At 55.0% G+C, this 15,304-nt stretch carries 16 protein-coding genes; 4 read left to right on the top strand and 12 right to left on the bottom strand.

Annotated features, from left to right (window positions below; all coding sequences use genetic code 11):
- The first annotated feature begins 464 nt into the window (after nt 1–464).
- Nucleotides 465–1,448 carry an acrylyl-CoA reductase (NADPH) gene (gene acuI / locus OJ965_RS06000; RefSeq protein ID WP_154929140.1) on the top strand — a complete coding sequence of 328 codons (984 nt, stop codon included), beginning with the start codon at nt 465–467 and terminating at the stop codon, nt 1,446–1,448.
- 27 nt (nt 1,449–1,475) lie between these two features.
- Here acuI and OJ965_RS05995 read toward each other — a convergent pair whose 3' ends face one another.
- A complete protein-coding gene (locus OJ965_RS05995; RefSeq protein WP_140029518.1) occupies nt 1,476–1,973 on the bottom strand; it encodes a CinA family protein in 498 nt (165 codons plus the stop codon).
- Between the two features lie 522 nt (nt 1,974–2,495).
- Between OJ965_RS05995 and OJ965_RS05990 the strand changes: the two genes are divergently transcribed.
- Nucleotides 2,496–2,792, top strand: a complete 297-nt coding sequence (locus tag OJ965_RS05990; RefSeq protein ID WP_009087166.1) for an Rdx family protein — start codon at nt 2,496–2,498, stop codon at nt 2,790–2,792.
- A gap of 10 nt (nt 2,793–2,802) precedes the next feature.
- On the opposite strand, the gene OJ965_RS05985 is transcribed toward OJ965_RS05990, so the two are convergent.
- The 8 genes from OJ965_RS05985 to OJ965_RS05950 all read right to left on the bottom strand — a co-directional run bounded on the left by OJ965_RS05985 (nt 2,803) and on the right by OJ965_RS05950 (nt 9,876).
- Nucleotides 2,803–3,342, bottom strand: coding sequence for a PadR family transcriptional regulator (locus OJ965_RS05985; protein ID WP_140029519.1), 540 nt, complete (start codon nt 3,340–3,342; stop codon nt 2,803–2,805).
- 69 nt (nt 3,343–3,411) lie between these two features.
- Complete coding sequence (locus tag OJ965_RS05980) at nt 3,412–4,194, bottom strand: siderophore-interacting protein (RefSeq protein WP_265138286.1); 783 nt, start codon at nt 4,192–4,194, stop codon at nt 3,412–3,414.
- Nucleotides 4,195–4,588: 394 nt separating this feature from the next.
- Nucleotides 4,589–4,783 (bottom strand): hypothetical protein, encoded by a 195-nt coding sequence (locus OJ965_RS05975; protein ID WP_033736052.1) that lies wholly within the window; start codon nt 4,781–4,783, stop codon nt 4,589–4,591.
- A 217-nt stretch (nt 4,784–5,000) separates the two neighbouring features.
- Nucleotides 5,001–5,870, bottom strand: a complete 870-nt coding sequence (locus tag OJ965_RS05970; protein WP_046102526.1) for a helix-turn-helix domain-containing protein — start codon at nt 5,868–5,870, stop codon at nt 5,001–5,003.
- A gap of 236 nt (nt 5,871–6,106) precedes the next feature.
- A complete protein-coding gene (locus tag OJ965_RS05965; RefSeq protein ID WP_369974600.1) occupies nt 6,107–6,271 on the bottom strand; it encodes a DUF2474 domain-containing protein in 165 nt (54 codons plus the stop codon).
- 19 nt (nt 6,272–6,290) lie between these two features.
- A complete protein-coding gene (gene cydB / locus OJ965_RS05960; protein WP_046102528.1) occupies nt 6,291–7,295 on the bottom strand; it encodes a cytochrome d ubiquinol oxidase subunit II in 1,005 nt (334 codons plus the stop codon).
- A gap of 1 nt (nt 7,296) precedes the next feature.
- Nucleotides 7,297–8,709, bottom strand: coding sequence for a cytochrome ubiquinol oxidase subunit I (locus OJ965_RS05955; protein ID WP_009087179.1), 1,413 nt, complete (start codon nt 8,707–8,709; stop codon nt 7,297–7,299).
- A 786-nt stretch (nt 8,710–9,495) separates the two neighbouring features.
- On the bottom strand, nt 9,496–9,876 hold the full coding sequence (locus OJ965_RS05950) for a winged helix-turn-helix transcriptional regulator (protein WP_009087181.1): 381 nt from the start codon (nt 9,874–9,876) through the stop codon (nt 9,496–9,498).
- A 98-nt stretch (nt 9,877–9,974) separates the two neighbouring features.
- On the opposite strand from OJ965_RS05950, the gene OJ965_RS05945 reads away from it, so the two are divergent.
- Together OJ965_RS05945 and treF are read left to right on the top strand one after the other, a co-directional pair.
- A complete protein-coding gene (locus OJ965_RS05945) occupies nt 9,975–10,832 on the top strand; it encodes an SDR family oxidoreductase (RefSeq protein WP_265138282.1) in 858 nt (285 codons plus the stop codon).
- Between the two features lie 330 nt (nt 10,833–11,162).
- Entirely contained in the window at nt 11,163–12,842 is a 1,680-nt protein-coding gene (gene treF / locus OJ965_RS05940; protein ID WP_009087184.1) for an alpha,alpha-trehalase TreF, read from the top strand.
- 67 nt (nt 12,843–12,909) lie between these two features.
- Here the strand turns inward: treF and OJ965_RS05935 are convergent, their stop codons facing one another.
- The 3 genes from OJ965_RS05935 to OJ965_RS05925 form a co-directional block, all read right to left on the bottom strand.
- A complete protein-coding gene (locus tag OJ965_RS05935) occupies nt 12,910–13,416 on the bottom strand; it encodes a ferritin-like domain-containing protein (protein WP_009087185.1) in 507 nt (168 codons plus the stop codon).
- Nucleotides 13,417–13,426: 10 nt separating this feature from the next.
- On the bottom strand, nt 13,427–13,909 hold the full coding sequence (locus tag OJ965_RS05930) for a YciE/YciF ferroxidase family protein (RefSeq protein WP_009087186.1): 483 nt from the start codon (nt 13,907–13,909) through the stop codon (nt 13,427–13,429).
- A 503-nt stretch (nt 13,910–14,412) separates the two neighbouring features.
- Nucleotides 14,413–14,577, bottom strand: coding sequence for a con-10 family general stress protein (locus tag OJ965_RS05925; protein ID WP_004571242.1), 165 nt, complete (start codon nt 14,575–14,577; stop codon nt 14,413–14,415).
- Nucleotides 14,578–15,304: the final 727 nt, after the last annotated feature.

The raw sequence follows: 15,304 nt of genomic DNA, 5'->3' as shown, positions 1-15,304 counted from the left end.
CAGCCGTTGAAGAGCAGATAACCGGCCGCTGCCAGGCTGGCCTCACCGCATGGAGAACCGCAGCGTGTTCAGGAAAGAGGAAAAACCGGTGCGCGCCGGAAAGAGCGAACGGTAATCCGGGCGGGTGCGCGGTGAACCGGACATGGCGACGTCCTCTGTGATGTATAAACAGGGCCAAAAAGTGGCGGTCATGATGTCATCTTTTTTTTACGTGGACAACCCGAGCCAGGCAATTATCCGGCAGGCGACAAAAAATATAACACCCTGTTTTTAATGGATAATTTACAGATTAAAATTAACAGCACGATTAATTATATGAAATATATGCAGATTTATGCAGAGTGCGATCGGCGGCTGACGATGCGCGTGAGCGGGATTCACTGCCCCCTGGCCTGCCCCTTGCCCTACCGCATTGCCTCTGCCGGGCGTACACTCATCCTCACTGTCACACTCCTGGAGGATGCATGTTCAAGGCACTGATCATTGAAAATGACGAGCAGGGTTACCGCGCCCTGCTCAAAGATCTCCCCGAATCGCAACTGCCCGACCACGATGTCACGCTCGACGTCAGCTACTCATCCCTGAACTACAAAGATGCCCTGGCTATCTGCAACAAAGGCCCGATTGTGCGCCAGTTCCCGATGGTGCCGGGTATCGACTTTGTGGGCCGGGTCACCGCCAGCCGCCATCCCGACTGGAAAGAGGGAGATATGGCCCTGCTGACAGGCTGGGGGGTGGGCGAAAAACAGTGGGGCGGCCTGGCACAGAAAGCCAGCGTCAGCGGCGACTGGCTGGTGCGCGTTCCCGCCTCTCTCACTCCGCTACAGACGATGGCAATGGGCACCGCGGGACTGACCGCGATGCTCTGTGTGATGGCGCTGGAGAAACAGGGCATCACGCCTGACCACGGGCCGGTGCTGGTGACGGGTGCCAGCGGCGGCGTCGGCAGCTACAGCGTCAGCCTGCTGGCGCGTCTGGGATATGAGGTTATCGCCTCCAGCGGACGCGCCAGCGACCATGCCTACCTGATCGACACCCTGGGGGCGGCCTCAGTCATCGATCGTGATGAGCTGTCGCAGCCAGGCAAGCCGCTGGCAAAAGAGCGCTGGGCTGCCGCGATAGACAGCGTGGGCAGCCACACCCTGGCGAACGTGCTGGCCGCCACCCGGCGGGACGGCGCGGTAGCCGCCTGCGGTATGGCGCAGGGTCTCGACCTGCCTGCCAGCGTCGCCCCCTTTATTCTGCGCGGCGTCACGCTTGCCGGTGTGGACAGCGTGCTCTGCCCGACACCGCTTCGCCAGCAGGCGTGGCAGCGGCTGGGTGAGCTGCTGGATGGCGAACGGCTCAGCCGGCTGAGCCGGGTCATCCCGCTGAGTGAGGCGAAACAGGGCGCGCAGGATCTGCTGGACGGAAAAGTGCAGGGCCGGCTGATTGTCGACTGCCGCTGACGGCTTCTGAAGGCGCGCTTCGCGCCTTCAGAGCGTGCTTTGCTGCAACCGTCTGATAAGCCCCTCCAGCGCGAACTGCGTGCCCTGCTCCATCACCGATTTCGGATCGCCACTGAACCGGTGGCACTCCGCCTCATCCCGGCCGTCGGGCAGGACCCAGCCAAACCAGATGGTGCCTGCCGGGGTGCCATCTTCACCGCCATCCGGCCCGGCATAGCCGGTAATCGACAATCCCACCGGCTCACCCGAGCGTGCGCAGGCCCCCTGAACCATCTCCCGCGCCGTCTGTTCGCTCACCGCCGTGTGCTGTTTCAGCGTGGCGGGATGCACGCCCAGCAGACGGATTTTGGCGTTATCGCTGTAGGTCACGAATCCACTGGTGTAGAAGTCACCGCTGCTTTCCACCGCCGCCAGCGTCATGCTGATGAGCCCGGCGGTACAGGATTCGGCGGTCGCCAGATGCAGTCCGGAAGAGAGTAAAAGTGTGCCCAGTTGTTCAGCCGTTTGCGCTAATGATTTTGCCATTATGGTTTCCTTAATCGTCAGTCCGGAACTCCAGGTATAGCGCAAAATCCGTGAACAAATAGACGCAAGGCAATGTTTTTAAAGCGAAACGGTCAGATTGCCCGGCAGAAAACCAGGCCTTCAGTTGATCAAAGCGTCCTGCTGCGAAACAGGATGAGAGTAGTCCGCCAGCCTTCGTAAATCGGTGTTTATTCCTGTCGTGATGTCTCTCAGAGCCGCGATAAATAGCGGCGCGGATGAGCACCTGCTACGCCAGCGTCGTTACCTCCCTCGCCAAAAATGAGGTAACAGAGCAGCGAATCCTTTGATTACTTGTTAGTATTCACTTGCTTGCTGACATGCCAAAGACGGCGCTGCATAAAAGCCGCAAAAAAGCAGAACAGCACATTGAGCGAGACGCTGACCCGAGAAAATTGAATTAAAATACTGTTTTAAATAGCTTTATGAGTTCATAAACAACCACAGCGCACACTTTTTTAACCTGAATGCACTGGCATTTATCAATACGTAAGGAAGAGAGTTATGGCGCAAAAACCTGTGGTAGTTATTCACTACTGTATGCAATGCAACTGGCTGATGCGGTCAGCGTGGATGGCACAGGAACTTCTGCATACCTTTGCTGAGGATCTGGCGGAGGTGACGCTGAAACCCGGCACCGGCGGTGTGTTTGAGATCATGCTGGATGAGCATCTGCTGTGGGAACGTAAGCGGGATGGCGGCTTTCCTGATGCGACCACGCTGAAACAGCGGGTGCGCGACATCTGTTTCCCGGATCGCACGCTGGGTCACATCGATAAAAACAAAACGGAGATCGGCTAAGCTATCCGGCTCAGCTGTGAGTAATTTTCTCTGCCGCGTCGTGCAGGGCCGCAATCAGCGTCTGCAACGCGGCATCAGAGATATCTTCCTGCGCCAGCCGCTGGTTCAGGGCGACTTTCAGTCCGTAAATCGCCTGCTCGACGGCGGGAATGCTGCGATTGTTGACCAGAATCGCCAGCGTGGAGAGACGCGTGATCAGGCGGGAGACCGTTTCGCGGTTATCTGCCAGCAGCGCCTTACCGGCCGCCGTCAGGCGATACGCTTTGCGCGCGGCCTGAGCATCCAGTACCTCAATCGCCTCCATCTCCTCCAGCAGCGTCAGGTTGGGATAGATGATCCCCGGGCTGGGGGTGTACTCCCCTTTTGACAGCTCCTCAACCGACTTAATCAGCTCATAACCGTGCGCCGCATGCTGCGACAGAAAATGCAGCATCAGCAGACGAATCTCACTCGCTTCCAGCATTTTTTCGCGGCGTTTACGCCGCCCGCCACAACCGCCTGTGCGGGCACTCGGGTCGTCAGCGGAAAAGGGCGTGGGGTGCTGTTTCATAGTCTGGCCTGCGAAAAAAGGAGCCTGATGGTAGTCTGCCGCCAGGCAAAACTCAATTGTCAGCGCCGGTTACTTCTGGTGCCAGTAGGCCACCGCCCGCACGAAGTCACTGTTGATGCCGCGCTGCATCGTGAAGTAGTCGCAGAGCGCCTTCACAAACTCACCTTCACCGGTCAGCCAGATAAAGTAATCCTCCGCCGGGAATGTCACCTGATCCAGCCGGGCAATCAGCTGGCTGAGCTGCGAGGTCTGCATCTGACCGCTGCCGAGCCAGTTCAGCGTCACGCCGGTGGTGTCCGGCAGGTAGTCACGGCCCATTGCCTCATCGGTAAAGGCGTAGAGATGCAGGGCCTGCGCCCGGGCGTCGCGCTGACGACGTGAAAAGGCGGGCAGCCCGGTTTCGTCGCAGACATAGAGCTGGAAGGCGTAATCGGTCGGCACCACCAGCGAACCGCGTGGCCCGCCGATCACTAACCGGTCGCCCGGCTTCGCCTGGGTTGCCCAGTCACTGGCGACACCCTGCTGATGAATATAGAAGTCGAGCGTCAGTGACGATTCGCCATCAAATTCCAGCGGCGTGTAGTCGCGGGCCGGTGGACGCTCGCCCTCGGGCCAGACAATCGCTCCATCGGTGATCTGCGGCAGCGCCAGTTCGGCCCCTTCTGCCGTCGGGAAGAAAACCTTGATATGGTCATCGAAGCCAGGTGAGGTAAAGCCCGCCAGATCGCTGCCACTGAAGCGGATGCGCCAGAAGTGCCCGGCAATCTGAGTTTTACTTTCGACCTGGATGTGACGGAAACGCAGTTCGTTTCGGACGCGCTGCGGCACGCGCGGATTCGTTGATGCTGGCAAAATGTCTCTCCTGGAACGGGACAGATACCCGTTATTCAAAGGGTTGGCGATGATTAGTTAATAACAATCATTCTCATCTGAAGCCAGAAGATAAGCGATGATATATCTTGAGCACAATGACGAAAAATGCGATCCGACGGTTTAAGATATATTTTATACCGACGCGATGAGTGCAGGCCCTGGATTAAACAGAGAGCGGGAAGGCGTTAAGAACAAAGGTCAGCCGCAGAGCAGGCCTCGCCGGACGCGCAGCAGAGACGGCCCGGAAACGAAGCGTCAGACGCGGCAGCGGCAAATCAGAGAAGAGCGGATGTGAACAGAGAGGGGTCAGGCTGTCCGGCTCCTGATGAGCCGGGCAACGTCTGCGCCGCCGGGGCTGGCCGCGCATTCACAGTTACAGGGTATCGCCGAATCCGGAGAAGCAGTGATTACTGCTGTTCTGTTCCGGCAGCTCACCATCACCCACAATTTCATGACCGGCGCTCTGAGAGTGCGGATGCAGTCCGGCTGGCGGTGAAAAGGGTTCAGCCTGTTGTGCCATTGCCATAACGGGCAATGCCAGAATCAGTGAGATTATTAAGCGTCGCATAGGTGTCTTCGTTTGTGTTCTGGCCGTGAACGGCCTGAAATGCAGATGATTATTCCAGCCCTGATACAGATGCACGATGATTAAGGTACAGCAGGGTTTCGGAGGAGAATTTTACGCCAGAACGGGGAGTTATTTTATAAAATCGTGCGGTTTATCACGGTTCACCGCACGAAAGATGCATCCGGCACGCCGCTGGCAGTGTGCCCTGCTCCACTGACTACGCCCGGGTGACCGGAATGGAAAAAACGCCGCTCAGCCAGTCGGGCTGACATTGCGTAAAATCGAGACTCAGCAGATCTTTGCCCTGACGGCGTGACACGCCCAGTCCGGGCAGATGCTGATAGTAGATATCTTCAATAAAACGCGTCAGCTGCTCCGGCCTGCCGCTCCAGCGGATACGCGCATAGAGGCCCCGCTCTTCGCGCCAGCTGACGGTATGCTCGCCCAGTAGCGCCGCATGCTGCGGCTCCAGCGCCTGAAACAGGCTGATATTCTGCTGGTCAGCCGAGCTGTGGCCAGGTCCGTACTGAAAGCCTATCCACCCCTGCTTCACATGACTGCCCGCCAGCGCCACCAGCTGCCGTGCCTGGTCGGCTACCCGGTGTTCGCGGTCGGCGATGTAATTACCGAACTGACACTCCCACTCCAGCGTCTCGCCGCAGAGAGGCAGTTCTTCCTCGCGCTCCACCAGCGTCGCGCGCTCATCCAGCGAACGCGCCAGTATACGGCCGTGAAAGTTTTTAACCGGCAGATGAGGAAAACGGCGAAACGCGCCGGGCGTCAGCGAGAAGTGCCCTTTGAATACGCGGGTGAAGTTTTGCTGGTTATCAAAGCCAAAGCGAACGGCGATATCAATGAGCGTCATGCGCGTCAGCCGGAGTGCCATGGCGGCCATTGTCAGACGCCGTTTGCGGGTATAGGCAGCCAGCGTCTGTCCGGTCATCTCCTTGAACATGCGCTGCATGTGCCATTTGGAGTAGCCCGATTTCAGGGTGATCTGATCGATATTGAGGTCGTCGGTAAGATTGGCTTCTATCCATTCGACTAAGTCGTGAATGTGCTGTTTTTTGATGGCCTGGCTGAGCATGATGGCGATTTACGACGCGAGTTAAGACTGAGAATTTCGTTACAAAAGAATAACAAAAATCGCGAATCGGTGTAAGGAAAGGGTAAGGCGAACACGCCCGTGCAGGGCGATTTCGCATTAATTGCTTAGGTTACTAACTAAAAAAGGCTGGCTCGCGCCAGCCTCCTGATGATTAAAAAAATCTGCGCCGCACTGAGCCTGCGCGTTAGCAGCACCCACCGCCGTTACCGGGACAATTAATGGCTGCGCATCCCCGCCGCCGTCATCATCATCCGGAACAGAGAGGCAACAACACCCAGCGCCAGTACGCTGGCGGCATAGATAAACACCAGCCACATGACGCGCTTCCACCAGGGTGCTTTTGCGCCATTGTCAGCTTTCGTTTCGTTGTGGTTTTTCATGCTGCTGAGACTTTTCATATCAATGATATCCTGCGTCTGCTTTGATTTTTCCACGGAACACGTAGTAGCTCCAGAAGGTGTAGCCCAGAATCATCGGGATGATCAGCAGGCTACCCACCAGCATAAAGGCCTGACTCTGTGGCGGTGCCGCGGCGGCCCAGATGGTCACTGACGGTGGAATAATATTTGGCCAGATGCTGATGCCCAGTCCGGAGAAGCCCAGGAAGATCAGCGCCAGCGTCAGCAGGAACGGAGAATAGTGCGCTTCACGTTTGATGGCGCGCACAATGCCCCACGAGCAGAGCAGCACCAGCACCGGAACCGGCAGGAACAGGAAGAGGTTTGGCTTACTGAACCAGCGATGCGCGATGTCGCCATGGGCAAACGGCGTCCACAGGCTGACAATCCCGATAACCACTAACAGGGCGATGACCAGCGGTGTCGCCAGCGCGGACATTTTGCGGTGCAGCTCATTTTCGGTCTTCATGATGAGCCAGGTGCAGCCCAGCAGCGCGTAGGCCACCACCAGACCGACGCCGCAGAACAGCGGGAACGGTGCCAGCCAGTCCATGGCGGAACCGGCGAAACGGCGTCCCTCAACCGGAATGCCATCCAGTAACGCGCCCACGGCCACACCCTGACTGAAGGTAGCGATGATCGAACCGGCAATAAATGACTTGTCCCAGAAGGCGCGATGACCTTCGACCGCCTTGAAGCGAAATTCAAAGGCGACGCCGCGGAATATCAGACCAATCAGCATGGCGGTCAGCGGGATGGTCAGCGCATCGGCAATCACCGCGTAGGCCAGCGGGAACGCGCCGTAGAGGCCTGCCCCGCCCAGCACCAGCCAGGTTTCATTACCATCCCAGACCGGCGCGACGGTATTCACCATCATGTCACGCTCACCGGCATCTTTATTGAACGGGAAGAGCAGACCGATACCCAGGTCAAAGCCATCCATCACGATATACATCAGGGTTGCGAAGACGATAATCACAAACCAGATAATAGAAAAATCGATCATCTTAGTGGTCTCCATCCTTAAAGGTGGCAGCCGAAAGCGGACGCGCCGGCGTTTTCTTCTGACCAGGTCCACCCTCTTCGGTGATATGACCTTCGCCAGTAACCGGTCCCTGCTTAATCAGACGCATCATGTAGTGGTAGCCCACCCCGAACACCGAGCTGTAGACCAGAATAAAGGCCAGCAGACTGATGCTCATGTGAATGTCACCATGCGCCGACACCGCATCGATGGTGCGCTGCACGCCATAAACCACCCACGGCTGACGACCAATTTCGGTGGTGAACCAGCCAGCCAGGATCGCAATCAGACCCGATGGCCCCATCAGCAGCGCAAACCACAGGAAAGGACGCGACTCATAGAGACGTCCTTTGAAACGCAGCCAGAGGCTGACCACGCCCAGCGTAATCATCAGCAGGCCCAGCGCCACCATTACGCGGAAGGACCAGAAAATGACGGTTGAGTTGGGACGGTCCTCTTTCGGGAACGACTTCAGCGCCGGAACCTGCTTGTCCAGGCTGTGCGTCAGGATCAGACTGCCGAGGTACGGCACCTCCAGCGCATACTTCGTCCGCTCCTGCTCCATATCGGGAATACCGAACAGGATCAGCGGTGTGGCTTCACCCGGCGGGTTTTCCCAGTGCCCTTCAATCGCTGCAATTTTGGCAGGCTGATGTTCCAGCGTGTTCAGGCCGTGCGCATCACCGATCATCGCCTGAATGGGCGCGACAATCAGTGCCATCCACAGCGCCATCGAGAACATACGGCGGATAGCCGGATTGTTGTTGCCCTTCAGCAGATGCCAGGCCGCCGACGATCCCACGAAAAACGCGCTCGCGAGGAATGCCGCCACCGACATATGAAACAGCCGGTAAGGGAAAGAGGGGTTAAAGACGATTTTGAACCAGTCCTGCGGAACCACGATGCCATTCTGAATGATGTAGCCCTGTGGCGTATGCATCCAGCTGTTAGAGGCGAGGATCCAGAAGGTTGAAATCAGTGTTCCGAGGGCAACCATACAGGTGGCAAAGAAGTGCAGACCCGGCCCCACGCGATTCCAGCCAAACAGCATCACGCCCAGGAAACCCGCTTCCAGGAAGAACGCCGTCAGCACCTCATAGGTCAGCAGCGGGCCGGTGATACTCCCGGCAAAAGCCGAGAAGCCACTCCAGTTAGTCCCGAACTGATACGCCATAACCAGCCCTGAGACCACCCCCATACCGAAGTTAACGGCAAAGATTTTGGACCAGAAATGGTAGAGATCGCGATAGGACTGATCGCGGGTTTTGAGCCACATACCTTCGAGTACGGCCAGGAAACTGGCGAGACCGATGGTGATGGCGGGAAAGATAATATGGAAGGACACAGTAAATGCGAACTGAATCCTGGCCAGATGAAAGGCATCTAATCCGAACATTGCTTACCTCTTTGCCACATAGAACACCATGTATTTACTTATAATTAACAACTTAAGCCTGATGCGCGGGTTTCTCTGCGCTTATTGAAATTCCCGCCGCAAATTTAAAACTATTTGCGACGCGGAAACAGAAACAGTGGGATGAATGAAAACTATAACAGTATTTGTTGATTCTGATCATTGTTTTTAGCAGGAATTACTTATTTAAAAATAAGGCTTAAAGGTTAATTTAAGCGCACTTATGTGTCGCTAATGTTACAGTAACACCCCCCTCAAAAAGAGAGACTGGCCTGAGTCAGGCCTGCATGAAAAAGGTCTTCAACAGCCTGTTTTCAGACACTATTTTGTTATAAACCCCACTCAGGGAAAGGTCAAAAATGAGAGAGGGAAAATTAAATCGCTTGGTTTTTTAACAGGTTAAAACCGCAAGCTTTTATCTCTGCCGCTTTGTTTGCTTTTTCGCATAACCCTGCTAATACCGCCATTAAAACCGCATAGAAAAACCGTGAGGAAAGCGATTTAAGCGCAGCTGTAAATGTTAATAAAATGAGTCAAAAAGCAGAGCTGAATTAAACGTCACACGCAGGCCGACGATTATTCCGGACCCGCGCGAGAAAAAACGGTTTAATAAGCGGCAACGGGCCGCTGGGGTTATTTGTGCCGCCGTTGCGCTCTGCCGTTTTGGCATCGAAGAGAATCTGTCACAGCGGATGCAGCCGGAGAACTGCGCGAGCGCCTGAAGAGTGAGTCGTCGCGTGGAGACGGAGACCGGAAAACAGAGGGGAACTACTCTGCGGCGGATTTTTCGCGCTGCGCCAGAATCCGGCTCACGTTCAGCTCCAGCCAGTCAGCCAGCCCGACAACCTGCTCACCGACTTCGCGACCCAGCGGAGTCAGGCAATATTCCACATGCGGCGGCACCACGTCATAGGCGATACGCTGCACGAAGCCATCCTCTTCCAGATAGCGCAGGTTCTGCGCCAGCATCCGCTCACTGACGCCCCCCACCGTCCGGCGCAGCGCGCTGAAGCGCAGCGTCTGACCCTGCAGCGCTAACAGGATCAGCACACTCCAGCGGCTGGTCACGCGCTTCAGCACGTCACGGGACGGGCAGTTAACGTTAAGCAGCTCACCCCGGCTAAATCTTTCACTCAGTTTTTCAGACATTTACTTCGCTCCGTTCAAACTAACAATTCTGTAAGTACTTACTAAAAATTAGTCTATCCCGTAGTCTGATTTTCACCAACCGTCACAGGAGAGATAACATGATTGCCGTAACAGGAGCTACCGGCCAGCTGGGCCGGTTCGTGATCGATGCCTTACTGAAAAAAGTCCCGGCGGGAGAGATCATCGCTGCGGTGCGTTCGCCCGCCAGAGCGGCGGATCTTGCGGCGCAGGGTGTCACTGTCCGTGAGGCTGACTACAGTAAGCCAGAGACCCTCAGGGCCGCGTTTTCGGGCGTGGATAAGCTGCTGCTGATCTCCGGCAGTGAAGTGGGCCAGCGTGAAGCGCAGCACAAAGCCGTTATTGAGGCGGCGCAGGCGGCGGGTGTGGGTTTTATCGCTTACACCAGTCTGTTACATGCCGACAGCTCACCGCTGGGATTAGCGGTTGAGCACCGCGCGACCGAGGCGCTGCTGCAGGCCTCTGGCATCCCCTTTGCGCTGCTGCGCAACGGCTGGTACAGCGAGAACTATGCAGCCAGCATTCCTCCGTCACTGGCGCACCACGCTTTTATCGGTGCGGCAGGCGAAGGCCGTATCGCCTCGGCAGCCCGTCAGGACTATGCGGAAGCGGCGGCAGAAGTCATGAGCCGTGACGATCAGGCCGGTAAGGTTTACGAACTGGCCGGTGATGAGAGCTACACCCTGGCGCAGTTCGCTGCGGAGATTGCCGCCCAGAGCGGCGAGAAGGTCGATTACGTCAATCTCTCACAGAGTGACTTCGCCGCAGCGCTGAAAAACGCCGGTCTGCCAGACGGCCTGGCGGAGATGCTGGCGGATTCCGACGCCGGCGCAGAGAAAGGCGGCCTGTTTGATGATTCCCGCCAGCTGAGTCAGCTAATCGGTCGCCCGACGACCACCTGGCAGGCGGTGATTGCCGCGACGCTGGCGAAACAGTAATGTTGATGGCAGGGAGCGGACAGCCTGGTTCGCTCCCTGCCCGTTTCCCTCCTTCTTCCGTTGGGTATGCCACTTTTTGCACCCTGCCAGGGCCTCTGGTTTCTTTACAAAATGTAAACAGACGCCTGTTTTCTTCAGCTTAAATTTTTTTCTTTAGTTACCTAAGAGATTCATCTGAAATGCGTTTTTTGTGAACAGCAGCATATTTGGTTGAATTGTCTGGAATTTATTCAAAAACCTCAATTAATAGACAATTTTTATTACGTTCATAGGCAATCTGCATTGTTGTTCCGCAGATTGAGAGGTCTATAATTTGTCCTTTGTGCAACCATGACCGCTCAGGAGGCCGCTATTAATACTTATCGCCAGCAACAAAATGCACTTGAAGAGGTTCGTGCCGGGGCGGAAGTTGAGTATCAATACGATCCCCATGAACTGAAACTGGATCGCATGCAGGATTCTGAACCGGAACCGGAGCTGATCGAAGGCCTGCCGGCGCCGGATGCGCTGACGCCTGCCGATCGTTATCTGGAACTGTTTGAACATGTCCAGATGTCGCGAATTTTCGAGGACAGCAAAACCTTCCCCGACTGTTCGCCAAAGTACGATCCGCTGGATGTGCTGATGCGATATCGTCGGCAGAAACGCAGCAGTGACTTCGACCTGTCGCGTTTTGTCGCCGATCACTTTTATCTGCCTGGCGTAAATGAAAGCTTCTATGTCTCCAACCCGGATAAAACGCTCAACGAGCATATTGATGACCTGTGGCCGGTTCTGACCAAAATGCCGCAGCAGCATATGCCGCACTCATCGCTGCTGCCACTGCCTAAACCCTATGTGGTTCCCGGCGGACGCTTTGGTGAAACCTACTACTGGGACTCCTACTTTACGATGCTCGGCCTGGCAGAATCGGGCCGCGACGATCTGCTGCGTCATATGGCGGACAACTTTGCGTGGCTGATCGATAACTACGGTCATGTGCCTAACGGCAACCGCACCTATTACCTGAGCCGCTCTCAGCCGCCGGTATTTGCCCTGATGGTCGAGCTGTTTGAAGAAGATGGCGTGCGCGGTGCCAAACGCTATCAGGAACAGCTGATGAAGGAATATCAGTTCTGGATGGACGGCGCCGGTTCACTGATGCCGAACCAGGCCTATCGTCATGTGGTGCGCATGCCAAACGGCTCACTGCTCAACCGCTACTGGGATGACCGCGATACGCCGCGTGATGAATCCTGGAGCGAAGATGTGGAAACCGCGCGTGAATCTAAACGTCCGGCCAGCGAGGTCTATCGCGACCTGCGCGCCGGGGCGGAATCGGGCTGGGATTACTCCTCGCGCTGGCTGCGTAACCCGAAACGGCTGTCGAGCATCCGGACGACGCAGTTCATCCCGATCGATCTCAACGCGTTTCTCTACAAGCTGGAACTGATGATCGCCACGCTTTCGCATGCCAAAGGCGAAGAGCTGACGGCGCTGGCGTGGCAGAAAAAAGCGGAAGCGCGTAAACGCGCCATCACCCGCTATCTGTGGGACAGCACCGCAGGCGTTTTCCGCGACTATGACTGGCGGCGTGAGCGCTTTGGGGCCTTTACGGTAGCGTCAGTCGTGCCGCTGTTTGTCGGGCTGGCTACACCGCATCAGGCACATCTGCAGGCGATCTCGCTGCGCCATCTGCTGCTGAGCAACGGCGGTCTGCTGACCTCTATGGTTGAAAGCGGCGAGCAGTGGGACCGTCCAAACGGCTGGGCGCCGATGCAGTGGATGGCCGTGGTTGGCCTGAATAACTATGGCGAAGAGACGCTGGCGAGTGAAGTGGCGGTTAACTGGCTCAACACGGTCAATAACTTTTATCAGCTGCACCATAAGCTGGTCGAGAAATATGACATCAGCGGCGATCGCGCCCGTCCGGGTGGCGGCGGTGAATATCCGCTACAGGATGGCTTTGGCTGGACCAACGGGGTAACCCGTAAGTTGATGACGATGTATGGTCATCTGATGGCAGACTGACACACAGAACAGCATTGACGCAAAAAAGCCGGGGCATCCCGGCTTTTTTATGCAGACTGTTTCTGCGCTATTTCTTCGCTTCCGTGCCTGGCTGTGACGCCCGCTGCAGGAACTGCTGCGTCACTTCAGGCAGATGCTGCAACAGCCACTCTGCCATTGCCACTTCCTGGTCACGGATTTCGCTGAGGATCCGTACACCCTGGGTATCCCCTACCTGTTCTGCCGCCGCAATCAGGCTGGTGTAGCTGGCGATCTCGGCATTCTCAAACACATAGCCGCTGATAGCGCCTTTCACCACTTCATCAGAGTTAAACATGCCGCCCACGGCCTGGCCGGTGGCCGCCATTTTGCCCATCGCATCTTTCATCACGGAATGATCGATACCGTGGCTGTCGAGCAGCTGTTCCAGCAATGTCAGCTGATGTTTTGTCTCATCCAGATGCTGGGCCAGGCGCTGTTCCAGCGCCGGATAATGTTCAAGACGGCCCGACATTTTGCTCAGCATGCTTTCCGCTTGTTTTTCCATGGCATGCGCATCGCGCAGCCAGTCATGATAATGCTCAATTGCAGTCATGTGTCACTCCTTAAGAGACGGTAATCGACTCAGCGACCGAGGTCAGCTTTTCATCCGTTTGTTTTTCTTCATTCAGTGTCGCTTCCAGCAGCTCGGCGGCTTTGGTGTAGCCCAGCTTTAACGCCAGCGCATGCAGGGTGCCGTAAGTCGCAATCTCATAGTGCTCAACTTTCTGCGCTGCCCCGATCAGCCCCTGATCGCGGACTTCTCCCTTCTCGACCGAGTCGATGATCTCCTGCGCTTCCTCAACCAGACCTTCAAGCGCATGGCATTTCATACGTTTAATTTTAACTTCAGGTGTTACCTCTACCAGTTCGTCGAGGCGTTCAATCTGCACCCGGGTCTCTTCCAGGTGTTGATTAAACGCAGCAACAAGCGTTTCGTCACTGGCAGCACGCGCCATTTTAGGCAATGCACGGGTTATCTGTTTCTCAGCGCTGTATACATCGGATAAGTCATGGATGAACAGATCGTTTAACGTTTTCACTGTCATAAGATAGCCTCATTGATTAAAAAGCTGCGTCGGTAATAACGCAACGCCAGTCATATCGTTGACACATGGAAAGTCTAGTGGAGATTCTTAATATCGCACGCTTCGGTAGTATGAATTTGAGACAAAAGTGGCATGTAAAATGCATTTTCCTTTTTGCAGAAGCATGTTAGCTGAAAAGCATTTTCCACGTTACGGCTTCGCTCGCGACATCGGAATTTGTACAAGGTTATAAATCACTGTATACATTTCCGGAATCCGGCGCATAAAAAATGCACCAAGCAAAACTTCATCTGTACAAACTTTTATTAAACCGTATAGCTTTAACGAAACGGAAATAAAAAAACCGGACAGGTAAACCCATCCGGTTTAATTAAGGATATCTGTTGCTGCCAGTCATTAAGCAGCGACATAATTCAGGGGGTAATTATCTTTAAGGAAAATTAAAGAGAATCTCTGTGGCCCGCTTAACCTGTTAACCTGCTGTGATGACAGCGCTTAAGGGTTTAGCTGCGGCGACTGACCTTACCTCCTTTGCGCCCTGCCTCAATAGCCCGCTCGGGGTCATTCTTAAAGTTCCCGCCGCTTTTCTGGCCGCCTTTGCGCCCGGCTTCAGCCGCACGCTCTTTGTCAGCCGCAAAGTTTCCGGCCCCACCACGATATTGAGTCATTCTGTGTTCCTCTTTGAATTAAAAATCAGAATTTGCACAGTTAATGCTTCATCAGGCCGATTCAGCAATCTAAATGTAGACAGAAAATCGGACCGATCAAGCGAGCCAAATAAAAATCCGTCATCGCTCTGGTTTATTGGTGGCTCTGCCCTCATCCGGATTGATAACGCATTTCAACTATCGCCTTTTCCTATTCAAAAAAGCGCAACGGCGTGTCAAAACTTTATAACCAAATTCGCCGCGCCCTATTAATCGATCTTTTTCGAAAAATGTCCAATTGAAAAAATCGTAAGCGAAGCGGCTGCAACATAACTTCTTCAATATCAGGTGGTGAAGATGATCAACAAACGATCAATTTCCCTAAGCGAAGCGCGAAATAAATCCAGGCCGCGTCTTTTCAGGATCAGAATTAAGCGAAGCGCACGGCATTATGAGCATCAGGTTTAAAATGGTGAATTTGATCAATAAATGATCAATTATCATGGTTTAACGAGAATTTTAATTAAAATCATAGGCCATTTCCGGCCCTGAAATTAATGACTAAGCGAAGCGGTATAATTTAAGCATGTGGAGAGTGAAGGTGAGGCTTTCGGAATAGTACTAAAAAGTGTTTTCTGCGGAGGCTGGCATCAACCCTGCCGCTCTGCGACACAGGCAGGAGTGTGATGAAGTGTGAAAAGAGAAGATCTGGTGGGGTGTGCCGTTACGCCTGATGGAGAGCGCGCAC

This window comes from Pantoea anthophila (genome assembly GCF_026104315.1).
In the GTDB taxonomy this organism is placed as follows: domain Bacteria; phylum Pseudomonadota; class Gammaproteobacteria; order Enterobacterales; family Enterobacteriaceae; genus Pantoea; species Pantoea anthophila.
This window is presented reverse-complemented; position numbering and strand designations above follow the sequence as displayed.